A 25,840-nucleotide genomic window follows, 5' to 3' on the forward strand; every position below is an offset into this window, starting at 1 on the left:
CCAGCCGGTCCTGACTGGCACGAGCCAGTAAGCGCACTTTACGGCCTAAAACTAATATCGGCACCAGCACCAGAGGCACAGCCACTAACACCAGGCCAGTCATTTTGAAGCTGGTAAAAGCCATCATTAACAGGCCACCTATTGCCGTGACACCGGAGCGCAAGGCCATCGATAAACTGGAGCCCACTACCGTTTGCAGCACGGTAGTATCTGCGGTAAAACGGGAAATGACCTCACCGGTACGGGTTTCACTGTAAAACGCCGGCGACAGCAGTAGCATATGCCGATACACCTGATTACGGATATCGGCACTCACCCGCTCGCCCAGCCAGGTCATCAGGTAAAACCGACAGAACACCGCACTGGCGCTTATCGTGGTAATGACTAAAATCAGCGCAATAATGCCATTGAGCCTGCTGCTTTCGCCACTGACAAAGCCCTCATCTACCAATAAGCGCACGCCCTGCCCCAGCGCCAGCCAGGCTAAAGAGCCAATCAGCAAAAACAGCATAGCCGCGACCACTTGCCAGCGATAAGGCATTAAAAAGCCGGCTAACCACGCTAATAGGCTGGGTGCTTTAACGAGGTTACCAGCGGATTTATTCAAGTTTATGGCCTGTTAGTCTGATTAAGTTTGCGCTTATTCCGCGCTTTGTTGGTACAGGCTAACCCATTCGGTGAGTAAGCGCACGCCATAACCATTACTACCCTCAGGGTGAATACCTTTCGCAGCAGCATTAAAAGCATCGCCAGCAATATCAATATGTGCCCAGGGGGTGTCACCGGCAAAATGTTTCAGAAATATCGCGCCAGCCTGAGCACCCGGTGAGCCGGTATTAATGCGATCAGCAATACGGCTTTTGGTGATCTCTTCATAGCCGGCTAATGGCAATCGCCATACCCGCTCTTGCACCCGCTCACCAGCCTGGCGCAACGTTTGCTCTATGTCGCTATGCTCGGTAAATAGCGCTGAATAAACAGTGCCCAAAGCACCCACTTTAGCCCCGGTTAAGGTGGCAATATCGACGATTACGCGGGCCTTTAAATGCTCACGGGCATACCAAATGCCATCGGCCAGTATCAAGCGCCCCTCTGCGTCGGTACTGCCAATTTCAATAGTGCTGCCATCACCGGCGGTAACCACATCGCCAGGTAACTGCGCATCACCCGAAATCATGTTAATTGACAAGGGCGCGACCGCCACCACATTTATCGGTGCTTTTTGCCCGGCTAAGGCTTGCACTGCTCCGACCACAGCAGCAGCACCGGCTTTATCCGAATGCATACGAATAATGGAAGCGGAATCCGTTTTAAGGTTATAGCCACCGGTATCAAAGGTATTGCCTTTGCCTACCAAGGCAATAGGCTGGCCTTCGGCACCCTGCCAATGGGCAATCAGTAAATGGGCTTTTTTATCACTGCCCTGGCTCACGCCATACAAGGAGCCCATGCCCAGCGCTTTGATTTGCTCAGGCCCTAAAATGGTGACTTTAACCCCTAGAGGTTCCAGTACCTGGCGGGCATACTGAGCAAAGGCTTCCGGGTAACCAGAGCTGCCAGGTAAATTGGTTAACTCGCGTGCGGTAAAGACGCCCTGCGCCAACGCATGTAATTGCTGATAGCGGGCCTGACTTGCGGCAACATCGGCTACCTGCCAGCGATATTGCTGTGCCGGGCGCGCTGCTGGCTTAGATTTAAAACGGTCAAAACGGTAGTTACGCAGTTCCATACCATGCGCTACTGCGGTGGTGATCTCGGTATTCAGAGTGGTATCAGTGATAAGCTGGCTACTGACCTGTACCTGTTTAGCACTGGTGTCATTGACATGTACTCCCAGACTGGCGCCCAGCTCTTCGGCTTTAGCCCGGCTGAGTTCGGCCGGATTACCAATACCTAACAACAATAAACGGCCATACTCCAGGCCGACCGGCGCCACCAACTCTAACTTACTGCCGCTTTTACCATTAAATTCAGCAACCTGCAGTGCACGGTTAACCTGATTACTGGTAGCACGGCTCCAACCGCTTAACTTAAGCTCTGTCGTATCGGCAGGCACTAACAGCACCAGCATATCAGCCTTTTGCTGCGTCTGATGAAACTGGACGCTGGTTGCAATATAGGGCTGCGCTGTTAAGGCCAGGCTAGCCGATGCAGATATACTGAGTAGTGCTGCTGCGCACCAAAGTGATAGTTTTTTCATTGTTTTCCTCTTCGTTATCGGGATTAGTTATCGGGATTAACGCAAACCAAAAGGCTTAGCCGCTGGCAAATCGGTTAATAGCATATTATTGCCAGTTTAGTCAGTGTTATGAGGTGATCCTGTTACGCTAAGCGACGTAATTCAGCTCATAGACAATACCAATGGAATTAAGATGCAAAAGTTGTTTTATGATGGTAGCTGCCGACTGTGCCAGCGCGAAATCAACTGGCTTTCTGATAAACTCAAGCCACATTTAGAGCTGGTTGACATCAGTCACACTGATTTCAGCGGTTATCAAGGCGTGAGTAAAGCGGCCATGATGCAACAAATCCATTTGTGGCAAGATGATCATTTTTTAATTGGCATTGATGCCACCTTGCATTACTGGCAGCTGGCAGGACATCACTGGTTGGTCGCGATTTTACGCTTTGCGCCCTGCTACTGGGTGGCATCAAAAGCGTATAATCTTTGGGCCGCTAAACGAAACCGCTGTACTGATGGCTATTGCCCGACCGATACTCAACCCAAATAAAGCCTTGAGTATGAAACGCCCTCATAGAACTAAACGTAATTTGCCTCGCCAAAGCAATGGCACAGACATCACTATTTGGTTACTACACCAGGCAATGGCAACTAAGTTGTTAGCTAACCCCTTGCAGCTGATACCAATACAGCAGCGCTTAGAGCAGCGTTATCAGGCCGGGCAAATTAAGCACAGTGGCTATATTCACTGGCATTGTATTTTGGCGGCGATAGATAAGCCTGAGCTTTTCAGGCGGGAATTGCTGGATAAGGGCGAGCGCATGACTAAACTGCGACGCCGTACAATCTTGGTAGGCTTACTGAGCGAGCCAGAGCGCGCGGCCATCGTCTATCGAACTGAGCCTGATATTAGGGTGCAGCCAGTAGCCAATCAGCCTCAATGCACTCAGCCAGATGGTGATGAATAAAATCAGTGAGTGAGCGTGCGGCATCCGCCAATCGTTTATCGGCATTTCGCACCAAATACCAGTGACTATTCAGCGGAAACCCCTGCACATCTAAAATAGCCAGCCTTTCACGCCCCTCTAACAGGGTATGTGCAGAAATCACCGATAAGCCCAAACCCGCCGCAACACTCAATCGTATTGCTTCATTACTCTCGATTTGCATGCTGTGGCTAAGCTCAATTCCCTGACTGCTCAACCAGGCTTCAAACATCATACGACTGGCACTGCCCGGCTCACGCAATAAAAAGCGTTCTTGCTTCAGTTGGTTAAAATTCAGTCTTTGCTTACCCACCGCCCAGTGCTCTAGCGGCGCAATTAATTTCAGCGGATTTTTTACAATAGGGTTGGCGATGACATGCTCGCCACTCGGCGGATGGCTGAACAGGTAGATATCATCTTGTTGCTGCTCAAAACGGCTTAAAATATGGGCGCGGTTACCAATATGCAGCGTCACTTCAATGTGCGGGTATTGCCGGTAAAAAGGCCCTAAAATGCGCGGCATTAAATACTGTGCGGTATTTACCACGGCTATGCTGATGCTGCCGCGCCGGCCACTGTGCAGTTCAGTTAACTCGCTGTTTAAATCGTCAAAGCGCCCCAGCACATCACAAGCAGCTCTGAATAACGCCAGCCCGGCAGCGGTCGGGGTTAATCCCAGCCCCTGCTTATGCCCATGCCCCTTAACTTGATCATAACTCTGGCTATACCCCTGGCCATAAGGGTGCAGCAGCGGCACACCAGCCAGCTCGGTCAGCTTTTTTAACTGCAATGACACTGTCGGTTGTGTCAGGTGTAAAGCGCGCGCGGCAGCTGAAATGCTGCCTAGTTGCACGATTTTAATATACACCTGTAATAAACGCACACTGAGCTGCCGTACATCCATGCCATTTACACCTATAGATATTTATCTATATATAATAACGATATTATTAATTAGGCAATATATTTATTTTTCGGCACACTGCGCGGGTCTCAACAAAGGCTTAAATTTTCCAGAGCCCTCTACTACAGGAACCACTATGCCAGATGTCGTCATCGCGTTTTTTGCCTTAGGTTTGCTTGCGGGCCTGGTGAAATCGGACTTAAAAGTACCAGTGCCTATTTACGAAACGCTTTCAATCTTGCTGATGCTCACTCTGGGCTTAAAAGGCGGTATGGCACTGCATGGCGTACCACTGCTCCCCATATTACCTGAGCTGGCGTTAATCGCAGCTACCGGGGTAGTGCTACCACTGCTGTTATATCCCATTTTGCGACGTATCGTCAGGCTCAGCAGTGCTAATGCCGCCAGTGTGGCTGCGCATTATGGATCGGTCAGTGCCGGCACCTTTGCGGTAGTTATGGCGCTGGCTATTCATCACAATTTACCCATGGCGCCGCAAACAACCTTGTATCTGGTGTTGCTGGAGCTGCCAGCCATTGTCACTATGTTATGGTTATATCGCTATATTAATGGCGGCAAGGCCAGCTCACTGGCCATTTTACATGAGGCCTTAACCAGCCGCGGCGTGTTACTGTTGGGCGGTGGCATGATCATCGGCTGGTTGTATGGCAGTGATGGTTTATCCGGTATCACGCCGGTGCTGATTGGCGGTTTTAGCACCTTATTGGCGCTGTTTTTGCTGGAGATGGGCCTATGCACAGCCAAGGTTTGCCTGCCTTTACCACTCAAACAATGGCGTTTGATGTTGTTTGCTGTGATCGCCCCTGTGGTGCTGGCCTGGTTTGGTATTGGCCTGGGCCTGTTGCTGGGGCTGCCAAGCGGAAGCATCTTGGTGTTAGCCGCATTAATGGCCAGTGCGTCATATATAGCAGCACCAGCTGCAATCCGCGCAGCCATTCCTGAAGCCGACATTGGCCTGGCACTGCTGGCAGCCCTGGGCATTACCTTTCCGCTTAACGTGTTAATAGGCCTGCCGTTGTATTTAAGCTGGATAACTTAAAAGGCATTAACTGCAGAATTGCTTGCAAAGCTAGCCAGTGAGCCTGATCAGTTGTCATTTGTAACACGTATATGGCAAAAACCTGAGGTTTACCATGAAACTGATTAACGCGCTGGGCTATGCCGGCCTGCTACCTTTTGTGCTACTGCCATTGGCTTATCATCTGCAATGGCAGTTTAACCTGCCACAGCTGCTGCAACTTTATATGCTGTACAGTGCGCTGATTTTAGGCTTTATGGCAGGCGTATTATGGCCAGTGTTACACCAAAGAGCAGATTCAAGCCAATTTTCCAATGACAACAGTAAATTAGCGCTGCTAGCTGTCAGCTTTCCAGTGGTCAGTATTGTTGGCCTAACATTGTTAGCCGATTATTTTTTACTGCTGCAGACGTTCCTCTTTGCCCTGTTACGGCTAGTTGAATACCTGACAGCGATTAATAAACAGTACCCTGTTAGCTATCAACATCTACGACATGCCCTTACCCTGGTGGTCTGTAGCAGCCATCTACTGATGCAGGGGCTGATGAAATAACTCCACTCTAAAAGGGAATTACTTTAATTTCTGGAAAATTAATCATGTATTAATTGAAAATCATAATTAAATCAAATACTTATTTTCCTTTTAATATTGCAACTATGCTATTGCCAGCTACATTCAAAGCTAAAACAGATGTTACTTATGAATGAGGTTTGCATGAAAAAAGTATACAAATTAACCCCCTTGTCTTACTTAGTGGCAGCCATTAGCGTTGGGTTTGTCCCAGCCTCACAAGCAGAGATAAATTATCGCTTCAATGGTTTTGGCACCATTGCTGTGGGTAAGGTGTTATCTGGCAGTACTGAAGAAAGTAGTTACGTCAATTATACCTGCCCCTGCTTTATCACGGACTACAACAATGGCGGTATTTATCAGTCCAACGAAAACTGGAGCTTTAAAGAGGAAAGTAGGATTGGTGCACAGCTAAATGTTGATTTTACTGATAAATTATCTTTTGTCACCCAGGTGATGGCACGAGCTGTAGACAGTAAACTTAGTGTGGAATGGGCATACCTATCCTATGATCTTAGCAATAAATTAACCTTGCAGGTTGGCCGTAAACGAATTCCTCTCTATTACTATTCAGAATTCCAGGATGTTGGTTTTGCCTATGCCTGGCTGCGTCCGCCACAAACCTTATACGGTTGGGAGGCCAGTAATTATAATGGCGCTAATCTGCGTTTTTCAGATACCTTCAAAGATTGGGATATCACTGCAAATATTTATGCGGGAAGTGAAACGGTAAAAAATGCGCCATACAACGCCCTTTATGATGAAGTGCCGCAAGACAGCAAATGGACCAACATACGCGGCATAGATGTGGAGTTCACCAAAGATTGGTTTACTGCCCGTTTGATTTACATGACATCAAAAAACTCTGCCACTGAACGACCTGACAGCGATGCGTTTTATAGCCCTGCTACAGATCAAACTGTGATGGGCCTGTCACTTAATGGTGATTTTGGTGACTGGTTTATTCTATCTGAAATGAATGTCAATAAACGCGAAGACAAAGCAGACAACCTTACTGTTCGCTCGCCAGCCTCCATGCTTGGCGTGGGCTATCGATATGGAAAGTGGACTCCATTCGTTAGCTGGTCACGTTTTTGGGATAAATCAAACGATTTAGACCTCTATGAACCAGAACGTTTTACTGACAGTTCGATTACACTACGTTACGACATAAACAACTCTAGCTCAATCAAAGCACAGGTCAACCGGCTAAAAGATAGTTCATTATATAACTTTGTAGGCGATACAACGGTAGCCGCCTTGTCTTACGACTTCATATTTTAATAACATTTTGTGGAGATTAGTATGAAAACACTTTTAGCACTGTTGCTTGTGACTTTTTCGATATCATTACAAGCGAACGTAGTCATAATAAGTCACCCTGATAACACCAACCAGTTAACCAAAGATGATATTCAACGTATTTATACCGGCAAAAGCAGCAGCTTTGCTAATGGTGATTCAGTAATCCCATTAAATTTAAGCGATGCTGATGCAACCAGAGCAAGCTTTGATGAGAAAGCTCTTGGCCGTTCTTCAAGCCAAGTCAAAGCCTATTGGTCAAAATTGGTGTTTACTGGCAAAGGCACGCCACCAAAAGAAGTGAGCTCCGAGCAAGAAATGCTTAAATTAGTGAGCAGCAATCCGAATATTCTTGGTTATGTCAGCAGTGGTACAGATACCACTGGCGTAAAGGTGCTATTAACCCTTGATTAAACCTTACTAATGAAAACCCCTTGGGGTCAGGCCTTGCTTTTTGCAATTGTTAACAAAAATCGCATAAAGCATGGCCTGCCCCCAGGAGACTGCTCTGGTTCGCAAGCTTTGCGCTGAATTACAGCCTTTTTCAAGACTTTAATAGCCATGGGCTCTGGTTGGCGTTAAGTGTATTTACATTAGGGCGCGGCTTGAGCTTGGGGCTGCCTGTATATCGACAAGGACCAACCTTACTGCAACGCTAAAAGCGCTACGTTATGTTATTATGCAGCCTATTGTGTTGAATAACATTAGCAGTAGAGTAGTGTATGCCTTTGCTTATCCGGTTTATGTTCAGATGGTTTTTCCGTTTAATCCGCCTTATTTTAACCCCTTTTATGCTGGTAGCCGAAAAGCTCAGCACGCCCAAAGCGATAAAGCACAGCGCCACCGAACAGCAATGGCTGAATGAGGCCTGCCAGCAACTAGCGCTCTATCAGTTTTTGGCCTGCCCGTTTTGTATAAAGGTGCGCAAAGAAATGGCCCGGCTTGGACTTGCTATCCAAAAATATGACGCCCAGCATAACGCCGAACATCGCCAGCAATTATTAAGCGCTGGCGGTAAAGTAAAAGTACCTTGTTTACGGATCACTGAGGCATCTGGCAAGGCGCGGTGGCTATATGAATCGGCAGCTATTATCCAGTACTTGCAACAACTGGTTGAGCTTAGCAAAGCACACTCTCAGACGCTCAGCGAACAGCAAACTAATGTAAAAAATAGCGGTGCATAAACACGTTTAACTGCTGTAAAATGCGCCACCTAAACTAGCCTGAGTGGCCCGCCAATGCAGTTATCTAATGCTTTATACACCGACTTGTCGATCTACTATGACTTAATGTGTTGTGATATCAATTATCAGGCACAAAGCCTTGGCGTGCAGCGGCTACACCAGTTATTCGGTAATGGCGGCAAACAGTATCTGGACTTAGCCTGCGGCAGTGGGCCACATATCCGTCATTTTATTGATGCCGGCTATCAGTGTCAGGGGCTGGATCTGAATCAGCCGATGCTGACACTGGCTCAGGCGCGCTGCCCCGAAGCCGGTTTTATGCTGGCAGACATGGGGCATTTTAACCTGGCTCAGCCTGTTGATCTTATTAGCTGCTTTTTATACTCCGTGCATTACAACCCAAACCTGAGCGCTTTATCCCAATGCTTTGCCCGTGTCCATGCGTCTTTAACCCGCGGCGGCATTTTTGTGTTTAATGCCGTAGATAAACATAAAATCAGTAATCTGAGCAGTGTTAGCCACAGCACTTCACATCTTGGCAGCTTGTTTGAATTTGCTTCAGCCTGGCATTACAACGGTCAGGGCGAGCAACAGTCTCTGAGGCTACGCATCAGAAAAACAACAGGCTCTGAGCAACAGCTGTGGCAGGATGAGCACCCAATGGTGGCGGTAGATTTTACTCAGTTGCAGAGCCTGCTCGCGCCTTATTTTGAGGTCCACATGCTGACTCATGACTACCAGAGCATCATGCCTTGGGATGCGCTATCTGGTAATGCGCTCTTTGTTTGCATAAAAGCCTAAACGCAATAATACAGGCCACAAAAAACCGACCTTAGTCATCGCCATTCTGAGCTCAAAGTGCTAAGTGCATATATCGCGCTTGTTCAGGAAGGTAAGTGAACTAATGCTCCACCGCAATACGTCCGGTTGCCACCGCTTGCGGCCATACCCGTGGCTCTGGAGCCAGTACAAATAAATCGCCATTTTGACCGGTAAATTGCTGTGCTACCCCTGCAGCACGCGCCACCGCTGCATTGGCTTTTATATGCGCCGCTTCACCATGCACCGGGATGGCGATGGCTGGTTGCACATAGCGATACAGTAAATCAAGCTCGCCCTGATTCGGGTGGCCTGATACATGAATCGGTAATGGGCAGTCTTTATGCTGCAAAGTTCTGACTTTCAAGGCCTTTAATTTATCAAGCAAGCGGCTTACCAGCATTTCATTGCCAGGGATAAGCATGGCACTGAATAATACCAAATCATTTTCTTCCAGTATTAAATGCGGATGACTTTGCTGCGCCAGCCGGCTTAATGCCGCTCTGGGCTCCCCCTGACTGCCGGTGGCCACCACCAGCACTTCATTTGCCGGCAAATACCCCACATGCGAGGGCTCTATTAGCGGTATATCATCCGGCCAGTAACCACAAACCCGGGCTGCAGCCACCATGTTTTCCATAGCTCTGCCAAACAAGGCTAAATAACGGCCTGTGCGCCGGGCGACATGACCCAGGCTGATGAGCCGGCCAATGTTGCTACTAAAACCACTAACCACCACCCGCTGCTGCTCCTTACTAATGACGTCAAACAAGGCATGGTAACAAGCAGTTTCGGACTCAGAAAAACCGGGCTTTAGGGCATTGGTTGAATCGCACACCATAGCGGTAATCTGCTGCTGTGCCAGTCGCTTAAATACCTGAGGTTTAAAAGGCCGGCCAGTTATCGGGGCATTATCTATTTTCCAGTCAGCGGTATGAAATACTTTGCCCGCAGCGGTACTGATTAATAACGCCTGCGGCTCAGGTATAGAATGGGTAATGTTTAACCAGTTAATTGAAAACGGGCCAATACTGCAAGTACCACCAGGTGAGATTTCAATAATGGGCATCTGCTGTGCCAGGCCCGTGCGGGCCATTTTACGGCGTAAAATTTCTGCGGCAAAGGGCGTGCAATACACCGGGCAAGCAAAGCGTGGCCATAAAAACGGCAAAGCCCCGATATGATCTTCATGGGCATGGGTAATAATAATACCGGCAAGCTGCTCACGGCGCTTGGCAATAAAAGCCGGATCAGCCGCCTGCACCTCTGCAGTAATTGGACTGGTGCCAGGTTGCAGCGGGTTATAAAAAGTCACCCCGCAATCGACCATCAGCCAGCGGCCATCATGGCCATATAAATTAAGATTCATGCCTATTTCGCCACAGCCACCCAGCGGTAAAAACCACAAATCTTTCGGGCCTGGGATCAGGTGCTCAGTTAAATGCACGGTCAAAACAGCATCCTTTGGCTGATAAAGGTAGTTATTGTACGCATCAAAACCACAAAGGGCACAGTGAAACGGCAAAAAGCAAAAAAATCATAAAAAAACCTGTTTAGTTATTAACCAGGCTTGACCTTAATTATTTTTAGGGGTAAAACGTTTAAGATGATTAGAAAGTCTGGAACCACTACGGTAAGTTGTAGTGTTGATCTGGCTAATCGGAATCATGCAACGGACAACAGGCAGCTTTATTTGGCAGTCAACGCAATTGCCATTTACTTAATTTCAGTATGAGATCATATAACGAAAAATATTCGACCTTTAATTAAACCTACAAGCTTAAACGATTAAGCGATATAAAATGACATTAAACAGGATCGACAAGGGAGACACCTTATGAAAGCAACATATCTAAAACCTTCATGCCTGGCCTTAGCCATAAGCCTGGCGTTAAGCAGCAACGCATTACTGGCACAAGACAGCGAGCCGGCACCTGAGCAAGTTGCCGCAGAAGACAGCAGCGCCAACTCAGGATTAGGCTTTGAGCGTATTCTGGTTACCGGTGCCCTATCAAGAAATCAGACAGTGATGCAGTCTAGTGTATCGGTCAGCACCCTGACCTTCGAAGATATTGACGCGTCGGCGCCCCGCTCTACCGCTGAAGTATTTCGCATGTTACCCGGTGTTCGCAGTGAAGCGAGCGGTGGTGAAGGTAATGCCAACATCGCCGTACGGGGTTTACCGGTGGCCGCTGGTGGTGCCAAATTTTTAACCTTACAGGAAGATGGCTTACCCGTATTGCAGTTTGGCGACATCGCCTTTGGTAACGCCGATATCTTTGTTCGCTCTGACGCCACCCTGGCCCGTTTAGATGTTATTCGTGGCGGCTCGGCCAGCACCGCAGCCAGCAACTCACCGGGCGCCATTATTAACTTTATCAGCAAAACCGGTGAGCATCAGGGCGGCAGCCTGGCCATCAGCTCTGGCTTGAATTACGATCAGTTCCGTACCGATTTTGAATTTGGCGGCGATATAAACAGTGATATGCGTTTTCACTTTGGTGGCTTTGTCCGTCAGGGCGAAGGGGTTCGAGATCCGGGCTATCAGGGTGAGCGCGGCTACCAGTTAAAAGGCAATATCACCAAAGAATTTAATACCGGCTATGTCCGGGTGTATGCCAAACATTTAAATGACCGTGTCACCAGCTTTATGCCAATGCCCATGCTTGCCGATGGCAGCTCAGTTCCTGGATATAATGCGCAGCGAGACACTCTGCAATCAGCTTATTTAACGCAAACCGTGCGCTTAAATGGCGATAACCAGATTTCTCGTGGCGATGTGCGCGATGGCATGAACCCACAGGTAAACAGTATTGGTGTTGAAGCCCAGTTTGATTTAGATGGCAACTGGACTCTTGAAAACCGGTTCAGAATTAGTGATGTAAGCGGCAACTTTAATACGCTGTTTCCGGCCGAAGTAGATAGTGCGCAATCGATTGCAAATAGTATTGCCGGTGACAATGCCAGTGTTGTTTATGCCGTCGGTCCGAAAGCAGGTCAGGCATATACTGCGGCTAATGCAATACGTATTCATACCTTCGACGTAGAAATTCATGATTTTGGTTCCATGGTTAACGATCTTAAGTTATCACGCCGTTTTGGCGATATTGATATGACTTTTGGCTACTACATGGCCGATCAAACCATCAGCATGTCCTGGTTATGGAACGCTTATCTGATGGCACTCAAAGGCGATAATGCCGAGCTGTTAGATGTGTTTGCAGCCGATGGCAGCGCGTTTTCAGCGCAAGGTCAACTAGCTTATGGCGTGCCATTCTGGGGCAATTGTTGTCAACGTAACTATGACACTCAATACAGTACTAAAGCCCCCTATGTTAATGTGGGCTGGGCTTTTGGTGACTGGTCACTGGATGCCAGTATCCGCCGTGACATCGGCAAGGCGAACGGCAACTATGCCGGTGCAGTACAAAGCAGCCGCGATATGAACGGTGATGGTATCATTAGCCAGATTGAACAAAGTGTTTCAGCAATAGATCTGGCTAACCCGCAGCTGGTCAATTACAGCTGGGGCTACAATTCATACTCGGCCGGTGCCAACTATCAGTTTAACCGTGACTGGGCGATGTTTGGTCGCATCAGCAAAGGCGCGCGCGCCAATGCCGACCGCTTATTGTTTGGCAAAGTTAACAGTGATGGCTCGGTGGCGCGTGAAGACGCCATTGACGAAGTAAAGCAATATGAAATCGGTAGCAAGAGCCGCCATGGCAACCTCAATCTGTTTGCTACGCTGTTTTTTGCCGAAACCGAAGAGCAAAACTTTGAAGCGACCACACAACGGTTTTTTGACCGGGTATACAAAGCAAAAGGCATAGAGTTAGAAAGCAGCTACCGTATTGGCGACCTTGACTTTCGCGGCTCAGTTACCCTTACTGATGCAGAGATCAGCAAAGATGCATTGAACCCTGCTGTAGTGGGCAACACGCCGCGGCGTCAGGCCGATGTGATTTACAGCTTATTGGCACGTTATACCCAGGACAGTGCCCAGTTTGGCGTCAGTATCATTGGTACCAGCGCCTCTTATGCGCAGGACAACAACGATCTGAAATTCAGTGGTTATACCCAGATTAATGCCTTTACCAACTACCATCTGGCCGAAAACCTGACACTGTCTTTGAACGTCAACAACCTGTTTGACACCATTGGTATCACTGAAGCAGAGCAAGGCAGTGTGCCTGCTAACGGTATTATTACTGCGCGCACCATCAATGGCCGTACTGCCTCTGTTGGCCTGCGTTATCAGTTCTAAGCTTATTGTGCACATATTGCGGCTGCATTAGCAGCCGCAATCTTTATTCAAACCCTAGCCGCTCTACTGTTATCTCCACTCATTCTGGCAATAAACCTTAACGTTTAAGATATTCTGTATTAGAGTAGTCAGCTTAGCAGCGGATCACAGTTACTCTGGCACAAGGATACGGTTTTACATGCCCAACGTTACGCTTAAATCTCTGGCCAAACACCTGGGGGTGTCGGTTGCTACGGTGTCAAACGCCTTTAACCGCCCCGATCAGTTATCTGCCGAACTCAGGCGCCATATCTTAAAAGAGAGCGAAAAATTAGGCTTTGCCGGCCCCAATGCCACAGCACGCAGCCTGCGCACCGGCCGCTCCGATATGATAGCGATATTATTATCTGACACCCTCGAGTATTCCATCAGTGATCCGGTCGCTAACCAGTTAATCAAAGGCATTGCTGAAGTGTTGCAGCAGCAAGGCAAAGATATGCTGTTATTGTCAGGCGCCAAAGCCGTGCACAGCACAGCGGAAGCCCTGCCCGATGGCTTTATTATTTACGGCAGCCCAAAAAATCATGAGCAACTAGAACGGGTCATGCAAAGCGGCAAACCGATGATCAGTGTCGATTGCAACCTGCCCGGTATTGGCTCGGTTAATATTGATAACTACCGCTACGCTTACGACATTGCCCAGTACGCGCTGCAGCAACAAGCAGGCAAGGTTGCGGTGCTGGGCTTGCGCTTACTGGATTCTAACCGGGTATGCCGCATGCAAAGCCATGAGCTGTATGATCAAAATGAAGCGATTTCGCGCCGCCGGCTCGATGGCTATTTAGCTGCGGCGGCCGATGCCAAGCGTGAACTCAGTGCCGATCAAATCTGGCATATACCTGTTAATAATCATCAGTACGCCGAAATTGCCGCCCGAGAAGCCTTAACCCAGCACCCCAGACCCAGTGTATTACTCTGTATGAGTGATCGCATAGCGCTGGGTGCCATGAGCGTGGCGCGCCAATTGGGCATCACTATTCCACAAGAGCTGAAGTTGGTGGGCTTTGATGGTATCGAAGAAGCCGAACGTGCCTACCCCGCCTTAACCACCATAGCGCAACATAGCGACGAAAAAGGCCGAACAGCGGCCAGAATGCTGCTATCGGGGGAAATTAACCAGGATATCTTACTGGAGTGCGAACTGCGGCTGCGCGACAGCTGCTAAGCCAACCCGACTTATTTTATGCTACTTTTCTGCGCAAACTTTATACTTTTACTTGATACTTAAACGTTTAAGATGTAATTTTAAAATTAAGTATTAGCCGCTGTTAGCCAGCAGACTAAATACCAAAAACCAGCATTCACAGCGGGTAGCCAGTAGCAGTAACACTGGCAATATAAAAACTGACAGGCAACATGCCTGCAAATGACAGGGTAGCTTTATGCAACAGACACCAACGCTTAGCGCATCAGCGGTAACTGAGCACACCTATACCCAGGTAAAATGGATGACTTGCCTGATGTTTTTCGTTTTTGCCATGACCACCGACGCGGTTGGGGTGATCATTCCCGAGGTAGTAAAACAGTTTGATCTGAGCCTGACTCAAGCCGCCGCTATTCACTATGTGCCAATGATTTTTATCGGTTTATCGGGCTTATTTCTGGGGCAACTGGCCGATCAGCTTGGCCGTAAAAAAATCATTTTATTTGGCCTTTTTATCTACACCCTGGCCTGTTTTGCCTTTGCGCTCAACCAAAGTTTTTATTTCTATATGTTACTACTGGGCTTATGTGGCTTAAGCATTGGCTTGTTTAAAACCGGCGCCCTGGCCTTAATAGGTGATATCAGCCCCAATACCCTTAGCCACACCCGCTTAATGAACCGCGTAGAAGGTTTTTTTGGGCTGGGCGCTATTGTTGGCCCGGCATTAGTCGCCATTTTATTGATGATGGACATGGCCTGGGAGCAGCTCTATCTGGTCGCGGGCTTAATTTGCGCTATTTTGCTGATTATTGCCTGGCGCATGGACTATCCGGCTTACGTTACTCAACCCAAAACCTCCATCTGGCACTGCCTGAAACTGGTGAAAAATCCCTATGCACTGGGCTTTTCTCTGGCTATCGCCTGCTATGTCGGCACCGAAGTCGCGGTCTTTGTCTGGCTTCCTACGCTGTTACAGCAATACGACGGCCAATACACCTTGCTGGCTGCCCATGCTATCACGGTGTTTTTTATCCTGCGCACCATAGGCCGCTTTTTAGCCGAATGGTTATTAACCCGCTTTAGCTGGACTATCTTGCTGGCCTGGTTTAGCACCGCCATTGCCATTTGTTTTGTGGTCAGTATGTATCAGGGCGTGGCATGGGCCTTGTGGCTGATGCCGCTGTCCGGCCTGTTTATGTCGATGATGTACCCCACCCTAAACTCGAAAGGCATCAGCTGTTTTCCACGCCATCAACATGGCGCAGCCGCAGGGTTAATTTTAGCCTTCACCGCTTTAGCCGCCGCGCTGGGCCCGTTACTAATGGGTATTGTTGGCGATATCTTTGGTGATGTGCGTTATGGCTTTTATCTGGCCACCGGCTTTGCTTTAATCATGGCTATTGGATTGTGGTGGAACCATTTTGCCAACCCGGCTGAAGAACAACTGCAGAAAATGTCACACTAGTTTCATCTTCTCCCCCTGCCAGCAAAACCTTGGGGGTCAGGCCTTGCTTTTTGCAATTGTTAACAACCAATTGCAAAAAGCAAGGCCTGACCCCCTCAGAGCTAACCCTATCTAATGACCGCGCAACTTAGTATTGGTATCATGTAGCAATCTGCTTTAACCGCAAGGTGAGCGCTTAACACTCATCTATTAAGAGAGCCTATATGGTCAATACTCTAGCTAAAACCTTAATCGCCTCGACGACGCTATTATTAGTCGCGGCTTGCGATATGAAAGGGCCGACTGAAGCCGAGCAAGTTGAACGGACTATTCGTCAGGAAGTCAGCCGCGATTTAAAAGGGTTAAATGCACTAACCACGCTTGCCCAGAGTACTGATTATGATGGTTTTGCCTGGCGCCATGGCGAGCTTATCCAAATTCGCCAGCGACAAGCCCAGGGTTTAGTGCTGCTGGAGCAAGCAGAAGCGCCGGAAATTATCGTTGCTGCAGTGGCACATAAAATACCCAGCTTTAGCCTGGTGCGTTATAACCAAGGCTGGCTGGTGGTGTTTCGCACCTATGTCAGCCCGCAGTGTCAGGTTGTCTATGCCTATGCCTACCGGGGCGAACTGCCAGACACGCCACTGTGTACTAACGCGCTTTATGCTGAGCAGGCCAATGGCCAGTGTAAAAGTCCGATAAACAACGAATGGCAGGTATTTAAAGAGTGGTTTTTTGCCGAGTCTATGTTGCAGGAGGGCAACCCGGTCTGCCTGAGTAAAGCCGGGCAAGGTTGGCAAACTGTTGAGCGGAGTCAATAAGGCCGGTGTTTAGCCGACCTTATTATGCTGAACGCTATTTAAGCGCGCTGATACTTAACCACAACACCTGATAAGGGGCTACATTTATTGTCTGCCCCTCCAAGTGCTGCCCTGTTAACTCGTCACGCCATTGACCGGGCATGGCGGCTATGTAGCTTTGGTCGTACTCACTAAAATTCACCACACAAAGCAGGCTTTGCTGAGCAAGCTGGCGGCGATAGACAAATAAATGCGGATTGCCACTATGTAAAATCTCGGTGCTGCCCTCACCCAGCAGGGTTAAACCGCTTCTGATTTTGATCAGTTGCTGTAACTGCTGATAAATACGCCCGGACAAGGTCGCAGGGTCTTTGGCTGATAACAGCTGTTGCTCAGATACCTTAACCCTGTTTACCCAACGGCTATCGTCCCGTTTCGCCGGATCTTGCTGGTAGCTGTAATCATTTAGCAAACCTAACTCATCGCCCATATAAATTAAGGGCAAGCCCCCAATACTCAAAATAACGCTATTAAGGACAAAGATCCGCGCTAACGCCTGTTGCAGTTGCCGCTGTTGCTGTGCTTCGTCGTTCTGTTGCAGTGCTTGCTCCACCCCGGTCAGTGACGCTAACATGCCCGCCACCCGGCAATCCCCGGTAATAGGGTTTTGCTGAAAAGGTACGCCACTGGCAAAGCTGCCGCTAAACTGGCCGGTGTAAAACTGGTTTAAAAACTGCCGGTGATGCTCAGGGTTAATACCCAGCTGCCAGGCCACATTGTCATCAAAGGTCCAGCCAATATCATCATGGCAACGAATGTAGTTTACCCAGCTACACTGTGGATCTATGGCAAAACGCCGCTGCAAGGATTCGGTTAATAAACGGGTTTTGCGGGTTGCCAGGCTATTCCATAACAGGGCCATCAACAGCGGGTTATAGGACAGCTGACATTCTTCTGGCGCGATATATTTCACCACTTCATCCGGATGCACTATCGCTTCCGACTTAAACTGCAAGGCCGGTGCGGCAATACGGGCAACCGCATTAAAGGCTCGAATAAGGGTATGGGCTTTGGGCAGGTTTTCACAGTTCGTGCCCGCCTCTTTCCAGACAAAGGCTAACGCATCCAACCTTAACACCGCTGCCCCCTGATTGGCTAAAAACAGCATCTCTTCGGCCATGGCATTAAATACCGCCGGGTTGGCGTAATTTAAATCCCACTGAAAGCTGTTAAAGGTGGTCCAGATCCAACGCTGGGTGCCTGGCTCAAAGGTAAAACTGCCACGGCGGATTTCAGGGAATATCTCGCGCAGCCAGGGCGCATATTGCTCACGCTCTTGCTGGTCAAAAAAGAAATAATACTGCTGATGGGTTTTATCGCCGGCTTTGGCTTTTTGCGCCCAACGATGCTCATCAGAAGTATGGTTAAACACAAAATCCAGCACCGGCCTGATGCCATGCTGATGTAGCTGCTGCATTAATTCGGCTAACTGCGGCATCGTCCCCAGTGCAGGCATGGTGCTGCGATAATCTGAAACTGCATAGCCACCATCACTGTTTGGCTCTGGCGCTTTAAATAATGGCATCAGGTGCAAGTAGTTAATCCCCGTTTGCTGCAAATAGGGGATGCGCTCAGCTAAGCCGGCAAAGTTGTCGGCAAATAAATCGACATAGCAGGCAGACCCTAACGCCGCCTGACTTTTATGCCAGTGCTGTGGTGTGGCATCTTCGGCTAATAAAAAATCCGGACGCTGCGCCACCGCCCTGGCTAACAGTTTAAGCAGCTGCTCTAAATGGAAGTAACTATCAAATTGCGCACTGTAAAGCGGCAGGTAGAGCTGCAGCAACCCGGGTAAATGGGTTTTTAAGCGGGTTTCAAATAACGACCAGCGGCTTTTAGTGATCGCTTTAAGTGACGAACTATAACGTTTAAGTAACTCTGAAGAAAAATCCGCTAATGCTTGCGTATTGGCCACTAAGGCCACGCCACTTTTCTGGTCCATAACTCTGATCCTGCTACTGGTATTAGTGACTATATTTGCGTTATTTTGCCTGCATTGCAAGTCATTGCTAAAAAATTAACCAATTTTTTGTATGCTGCATTTACTTCAGCGCCGCAATAGCGTAGTTTTATCTTAAACAATTCAGTTTGCTCAGTGAGACCAGCATGTCATTACCCGTTTATTGCTTTGGCGAAGTGCTAATCGATTTTTTACAGGATCCGCAGCAACCGGGCGTGTTCCGCCGTTTTGCCGGAGGCGCGCCAGCCAATGTCGCGGTGGCTGTTGCTAAACTGGGTGGGCCGGGCCGCTTTGTTGGTATGTTTGGTACCGATATGTTTGGTGAGTTTTTGCAAGCCGAACTTGAGCATTACGGCGTAGATTGCCATGCCTGTGCCAACACTAGTGAGGCTAAAACGGCGCTGGCCTTTGTGGCATTAAACGATGAAGGAGATCGTAGCTTTTCATTTTACCGGCCACCCGCAGCTGACTTACTTTACACTACTGCGCATTTACCAAAGGATTTTTGGCAAACACCGGCCATTTTGCATTTATGCTCCAACAGCCTGACCGACAGTGCTATTGCTAACAACAGCTTTGACATGGTGGCACAAGCGCAGCAGCATGGTTGGCTGGTATCTGTGGATGCCAACTTACGGCATAACCTGTGGGCCAGTGGCAAGGCAGATGCGGCTCTGGTACAACAGCTGCTGCAGCAAGCCGACATCATTAAACTTAGCGATGATGAGTTGAGTTACCTGGCTCAGCAGCAAGATCAGCGCCGCTGGCTTGAGCAATTACAGGCCAACCGCGAAAGCTGGATAGTGGTCACCGCCGGCGCCAGCGAAGTGAACAGCTATAGCCAACAGGCTTTTAGCCTGCCGGTGCCTGCGGTTAAGGTGGTGGATACCACAGCCGCTGGTGATGCCTTTGTCGGTGCCTGGCTTTATCAGCTGAGTCAGGCGTTACCGCTGCAAAGCTGGTCAGCACTGTTAGCAGATAAATCAAGCCAGCAGCTCATGCTTAGCCAGGCCATTAAAGCCGGCTCGCTGACCTGTCAGCACTTTGGTGCCTTTAGCGCCCTGCCGACACGCTTTGAGTGGCAGGCCTAAAGGTAGATAACCTGCAACAACAGCAACCACATTGGTAAGGTAAAGCAGCCCAGTAAGGTAGATTGCGCGATGAGCGTTGCTACCGGCTCGCGCTTTGCACCATAGACCGAAGCCAGCACATGTGCTGCTGATGCCGTAGGCAGCGCGGCAAATAAAACCAGCACCATCGCAGGGCCTGTTGCTACAGTGCCCAGCTGACACAGCAACAGCATAACTGCTGGCATCAGCAGTAACTTAATGCCATTAAGGGCCGCATCAAAACCAGTCACTTTATAAAGGGCCTGCCAGTTCAGCGCCGCGCCTATTGATAACAAGGCTAATGGGATAGCCGCCTGGGCCAGTTTATGCAGCGCTGACAGCAGTAATGCAGGTATAGAAAGTGCGCTTAACGCAAAAAACAACCCGGCGACACTGGCCACTAAAAATGGATTAGACAGGATTAACCAACAAGTTTTAGCCAGCCCCAACCCCTGCCCTTTTGATAAAACGGAGATCGCCAGAATATTCGCCACCGGCACGGCCAGGCCTATCGCAATAGACATTAACGCCCGGTATTCCAAGGGTAATGCCTGCACCATCACTAATGCCAGCGCGGCATTAAAGCGCCAGGCGGTTTGCCAACATGCGGCAAAATCTAAAAATCGCGCTGGCCCTATGCTTCTTAATAAAAACCCCACGGCAAAGGCAAAGAGCATAATGCCCCAGACCCCAGTACCGATGAGCACTAAGGCCGAGGAGCCGGGAGGACTTTGCAGGGCACTGATGAAAATCAATGCCGGGAACAGCAGATAAAAATTCAGCTTATCAATACTCTGCCAGCTGCCAGGCGGCAGCACCCGCTTAAGCGCCGAGCCACAGAGCAATACTATGAAGTCCGGTATCAGGGTGAATAACAGCATCTTGCCTCTATGAGCATTGCTAACAGTGTCAACTGAACCCGCATTCAGGCAGCGCGTGTACGCCACTTGTTGAGGATTAGTTTAACTAAAATAGAAAAATATAAAGCTGATCGTTTTCTGTGCTTTGCCCGTTTTCAAAGGGGTCTGTTAAGCCAAGCCTGCATATTCGAGACTGAGTTATATCTAACTTCACATCAAAAGGAAAGATTATGAAATTATCACATCTGGTTTTAGGTTCTGTTGTTCTTGGTTAAATGCTGTTTACGGCTCAGGCCCACAACCACAAATCAAAAGCTAAAGCCGATATTGTCGATACCGCCATCGCCGTAGGCAGCTTTACTACCTTAGTAACTGCAGTGCAGGCTGCAGATTTAGTCGATACTTTAAAAGGCCCAGGCCCGTTTACTGTATTTGCACCAAATGACGCCGCTTTTGCCAAAATTCCGGCGGCCGATTTAAATGCGCTGGTAGCAGGTAAAGCCGCCTTAACCAATGTATTGACCTACCATGTAGTGGCAGGCAAAGTCATGGCCGCTGATGTGGTGAAACTTACCTCAGCCACCACAGTACAAGGTCAGGATCTAGCCATTGAAGTTAAATACGGCAAGGTCTTCGTTAACGGCGCAGAAGTGATTGCCACCGACATCGAAACCAGCAATGGCTTGATTCATGTGCTGGATAGCGTTGTCCTGCCAAAGAACTGAGTAGCCTGTAAGGTTGGTTGCAGTATCCGGGCAGCCAACCTGCTATTGCTTTATAACAACTTTTCCCAGACAGATTACGCAACAGCGGGCTTATCAATTAGCCTACCACGTTACACCATCCCTCAACGCATCACACTATAGACCGCAATATAACAACACCGCTTTTAAATCGCTTTTATCAATAAAGACAATCGGTTTAATTCACTTAAAGCTATCAGCAACTAACTATACTCTTCTTATTGTTACCAAATTAAGACAACCTGGCATCTTGCCTGGCGGTTTTGCGAGCCGTTGACTGCTAAAACCATACTCGGGGCTGGGGTTTAACAGGTAGCAATAATGACACTTACAACAAGGTTTTGAAGGAGACCAACAATGACCCAGCAACGATTTCGTCAATCTTTTCTGGCAGGCATAATCAGCCTGCTGTTAACATTAGCCAGTGCTTTTGCCAATAGCAGTGCTGAAATTAGCAAACCTCAAGGAGCCATGGGCACAGGTAGTGCTGCAACAGGCGCGATTAGAAACAACCAGTTCTGGTGGCCCAATCAACTTGATCTGTCGCCATTACGCGCCCACGATGCCCGCTCTAATCCTTACGGCGCCAACTTCGATTATGCCAAAGCGTTTAACAGCCTGGATTTAGCCAAGGTTAAACAAGATATCAATAAGCTATTAACCACTTCACAAGATTGGTGGCCGGCCGACTTTGGCAACTATGGCCCCTTCTTTATCCGCATGGCCTGGCACAGTGCCGGCACCTACCGCACTTTAGATGGCCGCGGCGGTGCCGGTGGCGGTCAGATCCGCTTTGAACCACTCAATAGCTGGCCAGATAATGGTAACTTAGATAAAGCGCGCCGTTTGCTCTGGCCGGTAAAACAAAAATACGGTGAAGCCATCTCCTGGTCAGATTTAATGGTGCTGGCTGGCAATGTGGCATTAGAGAACATGGGGTTTCAAACCTTTGGCTTTGCCGGTGGCCGTGCCGATGACTGGGAACCCGATTTAGTGTATTGGGGGCCGGAAATTGAAATGCTGGCCAGTGATCGTGAAGACAGCGATGGCAAGTTACAACGCCCTTTAGGCGCCACCCACATGGGCCTGATTTATGTGAACCCTGAGGGGCCAAGAGGCGTCCCGGACCCGCTGGGCTCAGCCAAACATATCCGCATAGCTTTTGAGCGGATGGCGATGAACGATGAAGAAACCGTAGCGCTGATTGCCGGTGGCCATACCTTTGGTAAAATGCATGGTGCTCATAAACCAGCTGATTGTTTAGGCGCTGAGCCTGCTGCCGCGGGTGTTGAACAACAAGGCTTTGGCTGGAGCAACAGCTGCGGTAAAGGTCATTCAGAAGATACTATTACCAGTGGCTTAGAGGGTGCCTGGACGCAAGCACCAACGCGCTTGACCAGCTTGTATTTAAGTAACCTGCTTAACTTTGAATGGCAGCAAAGCCGCAGCCCGGCTGGGGCTATTCAATGGATACCCACTGATGAGTCACTTCACCAGTCGGTACCCGACGCCCACATTGCCGGCAAATTTAACCCGCCGGTGATGACCACAGCCGATTTAGCACTGAAATTTGACCCGGAATACCGCAAAATTGCCGAGCGCTTTCTGGCCAATCCGGAAGAGTATCGCCTGGCCTTTGCCAAGGCCTGGTATAAATTGACGCATCGCGATATGGGCCCGCCGCGTAACTTTTTAGGTAAAGAAGTGCCGGCAGAAGTGTTGGTTTGGCAAGACCCTATTGACGCTAAAACTCAGTCAACTATAAATGCTGGCGATGTTAAAAAACTTAAAGACAGCATTTTAAAATCAGGATTAACAGTACCTGAGCTAGTGCGAGTGGCCTGGGCGTCTGCAGCCAGTTATCGCCACTCAGATATGCGCGGTGGTGCTAACGGTGCCCGTATTGCACTGGCGCCACAAAAAGACTGGGCAGTAAATAATCCGGCTGAAACAGCCAAGGTACTGGCAGTGTTAACAGGTATTCAAGCTGATTTTAATAAAGGCAGAAGAACCGTTTCACTGGCCGACATGATAGTGCTGGGTGGTGTCACAGCCATTGAAAAAGCTGCTAAAGATGCGGGTTACAACATCAGCGTGCCTTTTAACCCAGGTCGGGGGGATGCAACTCAGGCGTTTACTGACATTAGTTCGTTTAACCAACTGGAATTAACTGCCGATGGCTTCTGAAACTACTTTGTTGCAGCAGCCAGCTATAAATCACCCGCCGAAATGTTGGTTGATAAAGCTGATCAGTTAGATTTGACCGTGCCCGAAATGACAGTACTTATCGGCGGCTTGCGGGCGCTGGATGCTAACTATCAAGGTGTGCGGCATGGCGTCTTTACCACTAAACCCGGCACCTTAAACAATGACTTCTTTGTTAACTTACTGGATATGGCTACGGTATGGCGCAAAGCGGCTACTGAGGGGTTATATGAAGGGTTTGATCGCCAAACCGGTGAGAAAAAGTGGTCAGGAACCACCGTTGATTTGATTTTTGGCTCTAACTCCGAGCTACGTGCGGTAGCTGAAGTGTACGCCTTTGATACCTCAAAGAAAAAGTTCGTAGACGACTTTGTTGCGGCCTGGACCAAGGTGATGAATCTCGACCGTTAAGCTACCTTCGCCGTAAACTGAAAAGGGCCTGCTGGCCCTTTTTTATGGCAATTATCAAAAAAGCCCGGATAAAGCGGCGCTGTCGGTACAACATGACAAGCTGGAAAGCGAGGTACAGGTGGAATTCTGGCGCAGCTATTGGAAAGGGCGGCTGGCGACTGTCTGAAGCCATTATAGACAGATTGGCGGCAGTTTGGCGCCTGTTTGACATAACTGAACACTTGCAGTTTACAGCAGAGCTTGGTTAACTCTAAGTATCTCTAAACCCTTGATGTTACTTATGGATATCTCTGCAGAAAAACTTAAACGGGTAAGACTGCGGCATAACCTATCGCAGGAGTTGTTAGCCAAACAATCAGGCTTAAGTTTGCGCACTATTCAGCGACTGGAAAGTGAAGGCGGTGGCTCAGCAGAGACTTTACATGCCTTGTGCGCGACGTTGAACATCAGTGCTGAACAATTACAACAGCATAGCACGCCACTGCAAGCCCGTTGGCAGCGCACAACCATTATCAGCAGGCTGCTGATATTTATACTGCTGTTTACAGCCTTGCTCAGCCTGATGGGTAAAGCATCCGCTACCAGCCTTGCCAGCTATCTGGATCTGATGTCTTTAGTGATATTGCTTGGTTTTTTAACGTTGTCCACTCTGGCCTGCTTTGGTGTAAATGGGTTAATAAAAGCCATCAGCGGGCTGAAATATCTGGCCAGTTCACAGCTTTATCAGCACGCGGCCAGCCGCGATTTGACCAGGTTGTATCAGTACATCTATAAAAATTGCTATGTTGCGGCGGCCATAGGCAGTGTTATTGGCCTGGTTAGCTTGCTTGAGCTTTTTGCCACCACAGGCAACGTCAACCAGTTTTTTTACGGCCTGCATGTGTTGTCCATTCTTTGGCTCTACGCCGCTATTATTGCCGAGCTGTTGTTAAGGCCACTGATCTATAAATTGACTGAAGCCAGTGAGTAGCTAAGCCCAGGCCTGCAAGCAGCCTTGCCATACCAGTAGCATAAACAACAGTAACACCAGCTTTAATGGCCAAAAGCTGGATGTTGCTGCTGCTTTTAGCATTGGGCTATTTTTCCTTTGCTACCTTTTATGCGCTGGTGCGTATAAAGCTGCATAATATGGAAACTTAAAGGAAAATACGTGAAATTACTACTTTGTGCAGCAGCCTTATTACTTAGCGGCTGTTCGGTGTTTGGCCACAGCGGTGTCGACGACGCCCCCTACACCCTGATTACAGCGGATAAACCACAAAACATTGAAGTGCGCCGTTACGACACTATGGTATTGGTTTCCACTTCTATGTCTGGAGATGGCCGCAATAGTGCCTTTAGAAAGTTGTTCCGTTATATCGGTGGTGAAAACGCAGGCAATACCGCTATTGCCATGACCGCACCGGTATTGATGGGTGAGCAAGCGGCGGCTAAAGGTGAAAAAATTGCCATGACAGCGCCGGTGTTGATGACAGGCTCTGGCACTGACGCCATGATGTCATTTGTGATGCCAAAAAACTTTACGCTGCAAAGCACCCCTAAACCGACTAACCCTGATGTTAAGGTCAGTGAGCTGACAAACTATAGGGTAGCGGCGATTCAATTTAGCGGCACCCTGAGCCGGCGTAACGTTGAAAAATACAGCAAGCAACTACAAGACTGGATGGCAGCCAACGGCTACACCGCCGCCGGCACACCTATTGAAGCTGGTTATAATGGCCCACTGACCCTGCCAATGCTGCGCCGCAATGAAATACTGATTGCGCTAAACTAACATGCCGCCAACTTGGCGGCATGGGTTGTTAGCATTA

22 protein-coding genes and 1 pseudogene are annotated in these 25,840 nt (G+C 48.8%); 17 read left to right on the forward strand and 6 right to left on the reverse strand.

The annotated features are described in order from the left end of the window. Window positions 1–607, reverse strand: a 607-nt coding sequence (locus tag V7D78_RS08490) for an ABC transporter transmembrane domain-containing protein (RefSeq protein ID WP_333608018.1), incomplete at its 3' end; no start/stop codon positions are given. A gap of 33 nt (window positions 608–640) precedes the next feature. After that, window positions 641–2,200, reverse strand: a complete 1,560-nt coding sequence (locus V7D78_RS08495) for a leucyl aminopeptidase family protein (protein WP_333608019.1) — start codon at window positions 2,198–2,200, stop codon at window positions 641–643. A 172-nt stretch (window positions 2,201–2,372) separates the two neighbouring features. Here V7D78_RS08495 and V7D78_RS08500 point away from each other — a divergent pair, with 172 nt between their 5' ends. After that, the gene (locus V7D78_RS08500) at window positions 2,373–2,732 is read left to right on the forward strand and encodes a thiol-disulfide oxidoreductase DCC family protein (RefSeq protein ID WP_333608020.1); all 360 of its coding nucleotides are present in this window, start codon (window positions 2,373–2,375) and stop codon (window positions 2,730–2,732) included. Between the two features lie 10 nt (window positions 2,733–2,742). Next, window positions 2,743–3,150, forward strand: coding sequence for a hypothetical protein (locus tag V7D78_RS08505; RefSeq protein ID WP_333608021.1), 408 nt, complete (start codon window positions 2,743–2,745; stop codon window positions 3,148–3,150). Here the strand turns inward: V7D78_RS08505 and V7D78_RS08510 are convergent. After that, the gene (locus V7D78_RS08510; RefSeq protein ID WP_333608022.1) at window positions 3,092–4,072 is read right to left on the reverse strand and encodes a LysR family transcriptional regulator; all 981 of its coding nucleotides are present in this window, start codon (window positions 4,070–4,072) and stop codon (window positions 3,092–3,094) included. The genes V7D78_RS08505 and V7D78_RS08510 overlap by 59 nt on opposite strands. A 136-nt stretch (window positions 4,073–4,208) precedes the next feature. Between V7D78_RS08510 and V7D78_RS08515 the strand changes: the two genes are divergently transcribed. The 6 genes from V7D78_RS08515 to V7D78_RS08540 all read left to right on the forward strand — a co-directional run bounded on the left by V7D78_RS08515 (window position 4,209) and on the right by V7D78_RS08540 (window position 8,969). Beyond that, window positions 4,209–5,132 (forward strand): sodium-dependent bicarbonate transport family permease, encoded by a 924-nt coding sequence (locus tag V7D78_RS08515; protein ID WP_333608023.1) that lies wholly within the window; start codon window positions 4,209–4,211, stop codon window positions 5,130–5,132. Window positions 5,133–5,226: 94 nt separating this feature from the next. Next, window positions 5,227–5,664 carry a DUF3429 domain-containing protein gene (locus V7D78_RS08520; protein WP_333608024.1) on the forward strand — a complete coding sequence of 146 codons (438 nt, stop codon included), beginning with the start codon at window positions 5,227–5,229 and terminating at the stop codon, window positions 5,662–5,664. A gap of 162 nt (window positions 5,665–5,826) precedes the next feature. Continuing rightward, window positions 5,827–6,966: a hypothetical protein gene (locus V7D78_RS08525; protein WP_333608025.1), complete on the forward strand. Its 1,140-nt coding sequence runs from the start codon at window positions 5,827–5,829 to the stop codon at window positions 6,964–6,966. Window positions 6,967–6,987: 21 nt separating this feature from the next. Next, window positions 6,988–7,398: a phosphate ABC transporter substrate-binding protein gene (locus tag V7D78_RS08530; RefSeq protein WP_333608026.1), complete on the forward strand. Its 411-nt coding sequence runs from the start codon at window positions 6,988–6,990 to the stop codon at window positions 7,396–7,398. Between the two features lie 308 nt (window positions 7,399–7,706). Next, window positions 7,707–8,168 carry a glutathione S-transferase N-terminal domain-containing protein gene (locus V7D78_RS08535; protein WP_333608027.1) on the forward strand — a complete coding sequence of 154 codons (462 nt, stop codon included), beginning with the start codon at window positions 7,707–7,709 and terminating at the stop codon, window positions 8,166–8,168. A 54-nt stretch (window positions 8,169–8,222) separates the two neighbouring features. Further along, on the forward strand, window positions 8,223–8,969 hold the full coding sequence (locus V7D78_RS08540; protein WP_333608028.1) for a class I SAM-dependent DNA methyltransferase: 747 nt from the start codon (window positions 8,223–8,225) through the stop codon (window positions 8,967–8,969). A gap of 100 nt (window positions 8,970–9,069) precedes the next feature. Here the strand turns inward: V7D78_RS08540 and V7D78_RS08545 are convergent, their stop codons facing one another. Then, window positions 9,070–10,434, reverse strand: a complete 1,365-nt coding sequence (locus V7D78_RS08545) for a ribonuclease J (RefSeq protein ID WP_333608051.1) — start codon at window positions 10,432–10,434, stop codon at window positions 9,070–9,072. A 390-nt stretch (window positions 10,435–10,824) separates the two neighbouring features. On the opposite strand from V7D78_RS08545, the gene V7D78_RS08550 reads away from it, so the two are divergent. From V7D78_RS08550 to V7D78_RS08565, 4 genes are all read left to right on the forward strand, one after another. Then, a complete protein-coding gene (locus V7D78_RS08550; RefSeq protein WP_333608029.1) occupies window positions 10,825–13,254 on the forward strand; it encodes a TonB-dependent receptor domain-containing protein in 2,430 nt (809 codons plus the stop codon). Between the two features lie 178 nt (window positions 13,255–13,432). After that, entirely contained in the window at window positions 13,433–14,458 is a 1,026-nt protein-coding gene (locus tag V7D78_RS08555; protein ID WP_333608030.1) for a LacI family DNA-binding transcriptional regulator, read from the forward strand. A 217-nt stretch (window positions 14,459–14,675) separates the two neighbouring features. Further along, window positions 14,676–15,902: an MFS transporter gene (locus V7D78_RS08560; RefSeq protein WP_333608031.1), complete on the forward strand. Its 1,227-nt coding sequence runs from the start codon at window positions 14,676–14,678 to the stop codon at window positions 15,900–15,902. 203 nt (window positions 15,903–16,105) lie between these two features. Further along, window positions 16,106–16,702: a hypothetical protein gene (locus V7D78_RS08565; RefSeq protein ID WP_333608032.1), complete on the forward strand. Its 597-nt coding sequence runs from the start codon at window positions 16,106–16,108 to the stop codon at window positions 16,700–16,702. A 34-nt stretch (window positions 16,703–16,736) separates the two neighbouring features. On the opposite strand, the gene V7D78_RS08570 is transcribed toward V7D78_RS08565, so the two are convergent. Continuing rightward, window positions 16,737–18,683: an alpha-amylase family glycosyl hydrolase gene (locus tag V7D78_RS08570; protein ID WP_333608033.1), complete on the reverse strand. Its 1,947-nt coding sequence runs from the start codon at window positions 18,681–18,683 to the stop codon at window positions 16,737–16,739. A gap of 164 nt (window positions 18,684–18,847) precedes the next feature. On the opposite strand from V7D78_RS08570, the gene V7D78_RS08575 reads away from it, so the two are divergent. Next, window positions 18,848–19,792, forward strand: coding sequence for a carbohydrate kinase family protein (locus V7D78_RS08575; protein WP_333608034.1), 945 nt, complete (start codon window positions 18,848–18,850; stop codon window positions 19,790–19,792). Here the strand turns inward: V7D78_RS08575 and V7D78_RS08580 are convergent. Then, window positions 19,789–20,691, reverse strand: coding sequence for an AEC family transporter (locus tag V7D78_RS08580; protein WP_333608035.1), 903 nt, complete (start codon window positions 20,689–20,691; stop codon window positions 19,789–19,791). The two genes, V7D78_RS08575 and V7D78_RS08580, sit on opposite strands and share 4 nt — an antisense overlap. Before the next feature lie 254 nt (window positions 20,692–20,945). Between V7D78_RS08580 and V7D78_RS08585 the strand changes: the two genes are divergently transcribed. The 4 genes and pseudogenes from V7D78_RS08585 (at window position 20,946) to V7D78_RS08600 (ending at window position 25,803) form a co-directional block, all read left to right on the forward strand. Continuing rightward, a complete protein-coding gene (locus tag V7D78_RS08585) occupies window positions 20,946–21,395 on the forward strand; it encodes a fasciclin domain-containing protein (RefSeq protein WP_333608036.1) in 450 nt (149 codons plus the stop codon). Window positions 21,396–21,884: 489 nt separating this feature from the next. Next, window positions 21,885–24,029, forward strand: a pseudogene (gene katG / locus V7D78_RS08590) (catalase/peroxidase HPI). Between the two features lie 280 nt (window positions 24,030–24,309). Further along, the gene (locus tag V7D78_RS08595; RefSeq protein WP_333608037.1) at window positions 24,310–24,999 is read left to right on the forward strand and encodes a helix-turn-helix domain-containing protein; all 690 of its coding nucleotides are present in this window, start codon (window positions 24,310–24,312) and stop codon (window positions 24,997–24,999) included. Between the two features lie 180 nt (window positions 25,000–25,179). Continuing rightward, window positions 25,180–25,803, forward strand: a complete 624-nt coding sequence (locus V7D78_RS08600) for an SOUL family heme-binding protein (protein ID WP_333608038.1) — start codon at window positions 25,180–25,182, stop codon at window positions 25,801–25,803. Window positions 25,804–25,840 lie beyond the last annotated feature (37 nt).

It is taken from the genome of Arsukibacterium sp., from assembly GCF_036735525.1.
In the GTDB taxonomy this organism is placed as follows: Bacteria; Pseudomonadota; Gammaproteobacteria; order Enterobacterales; family Alteromonadaceae; genus Alishewanella.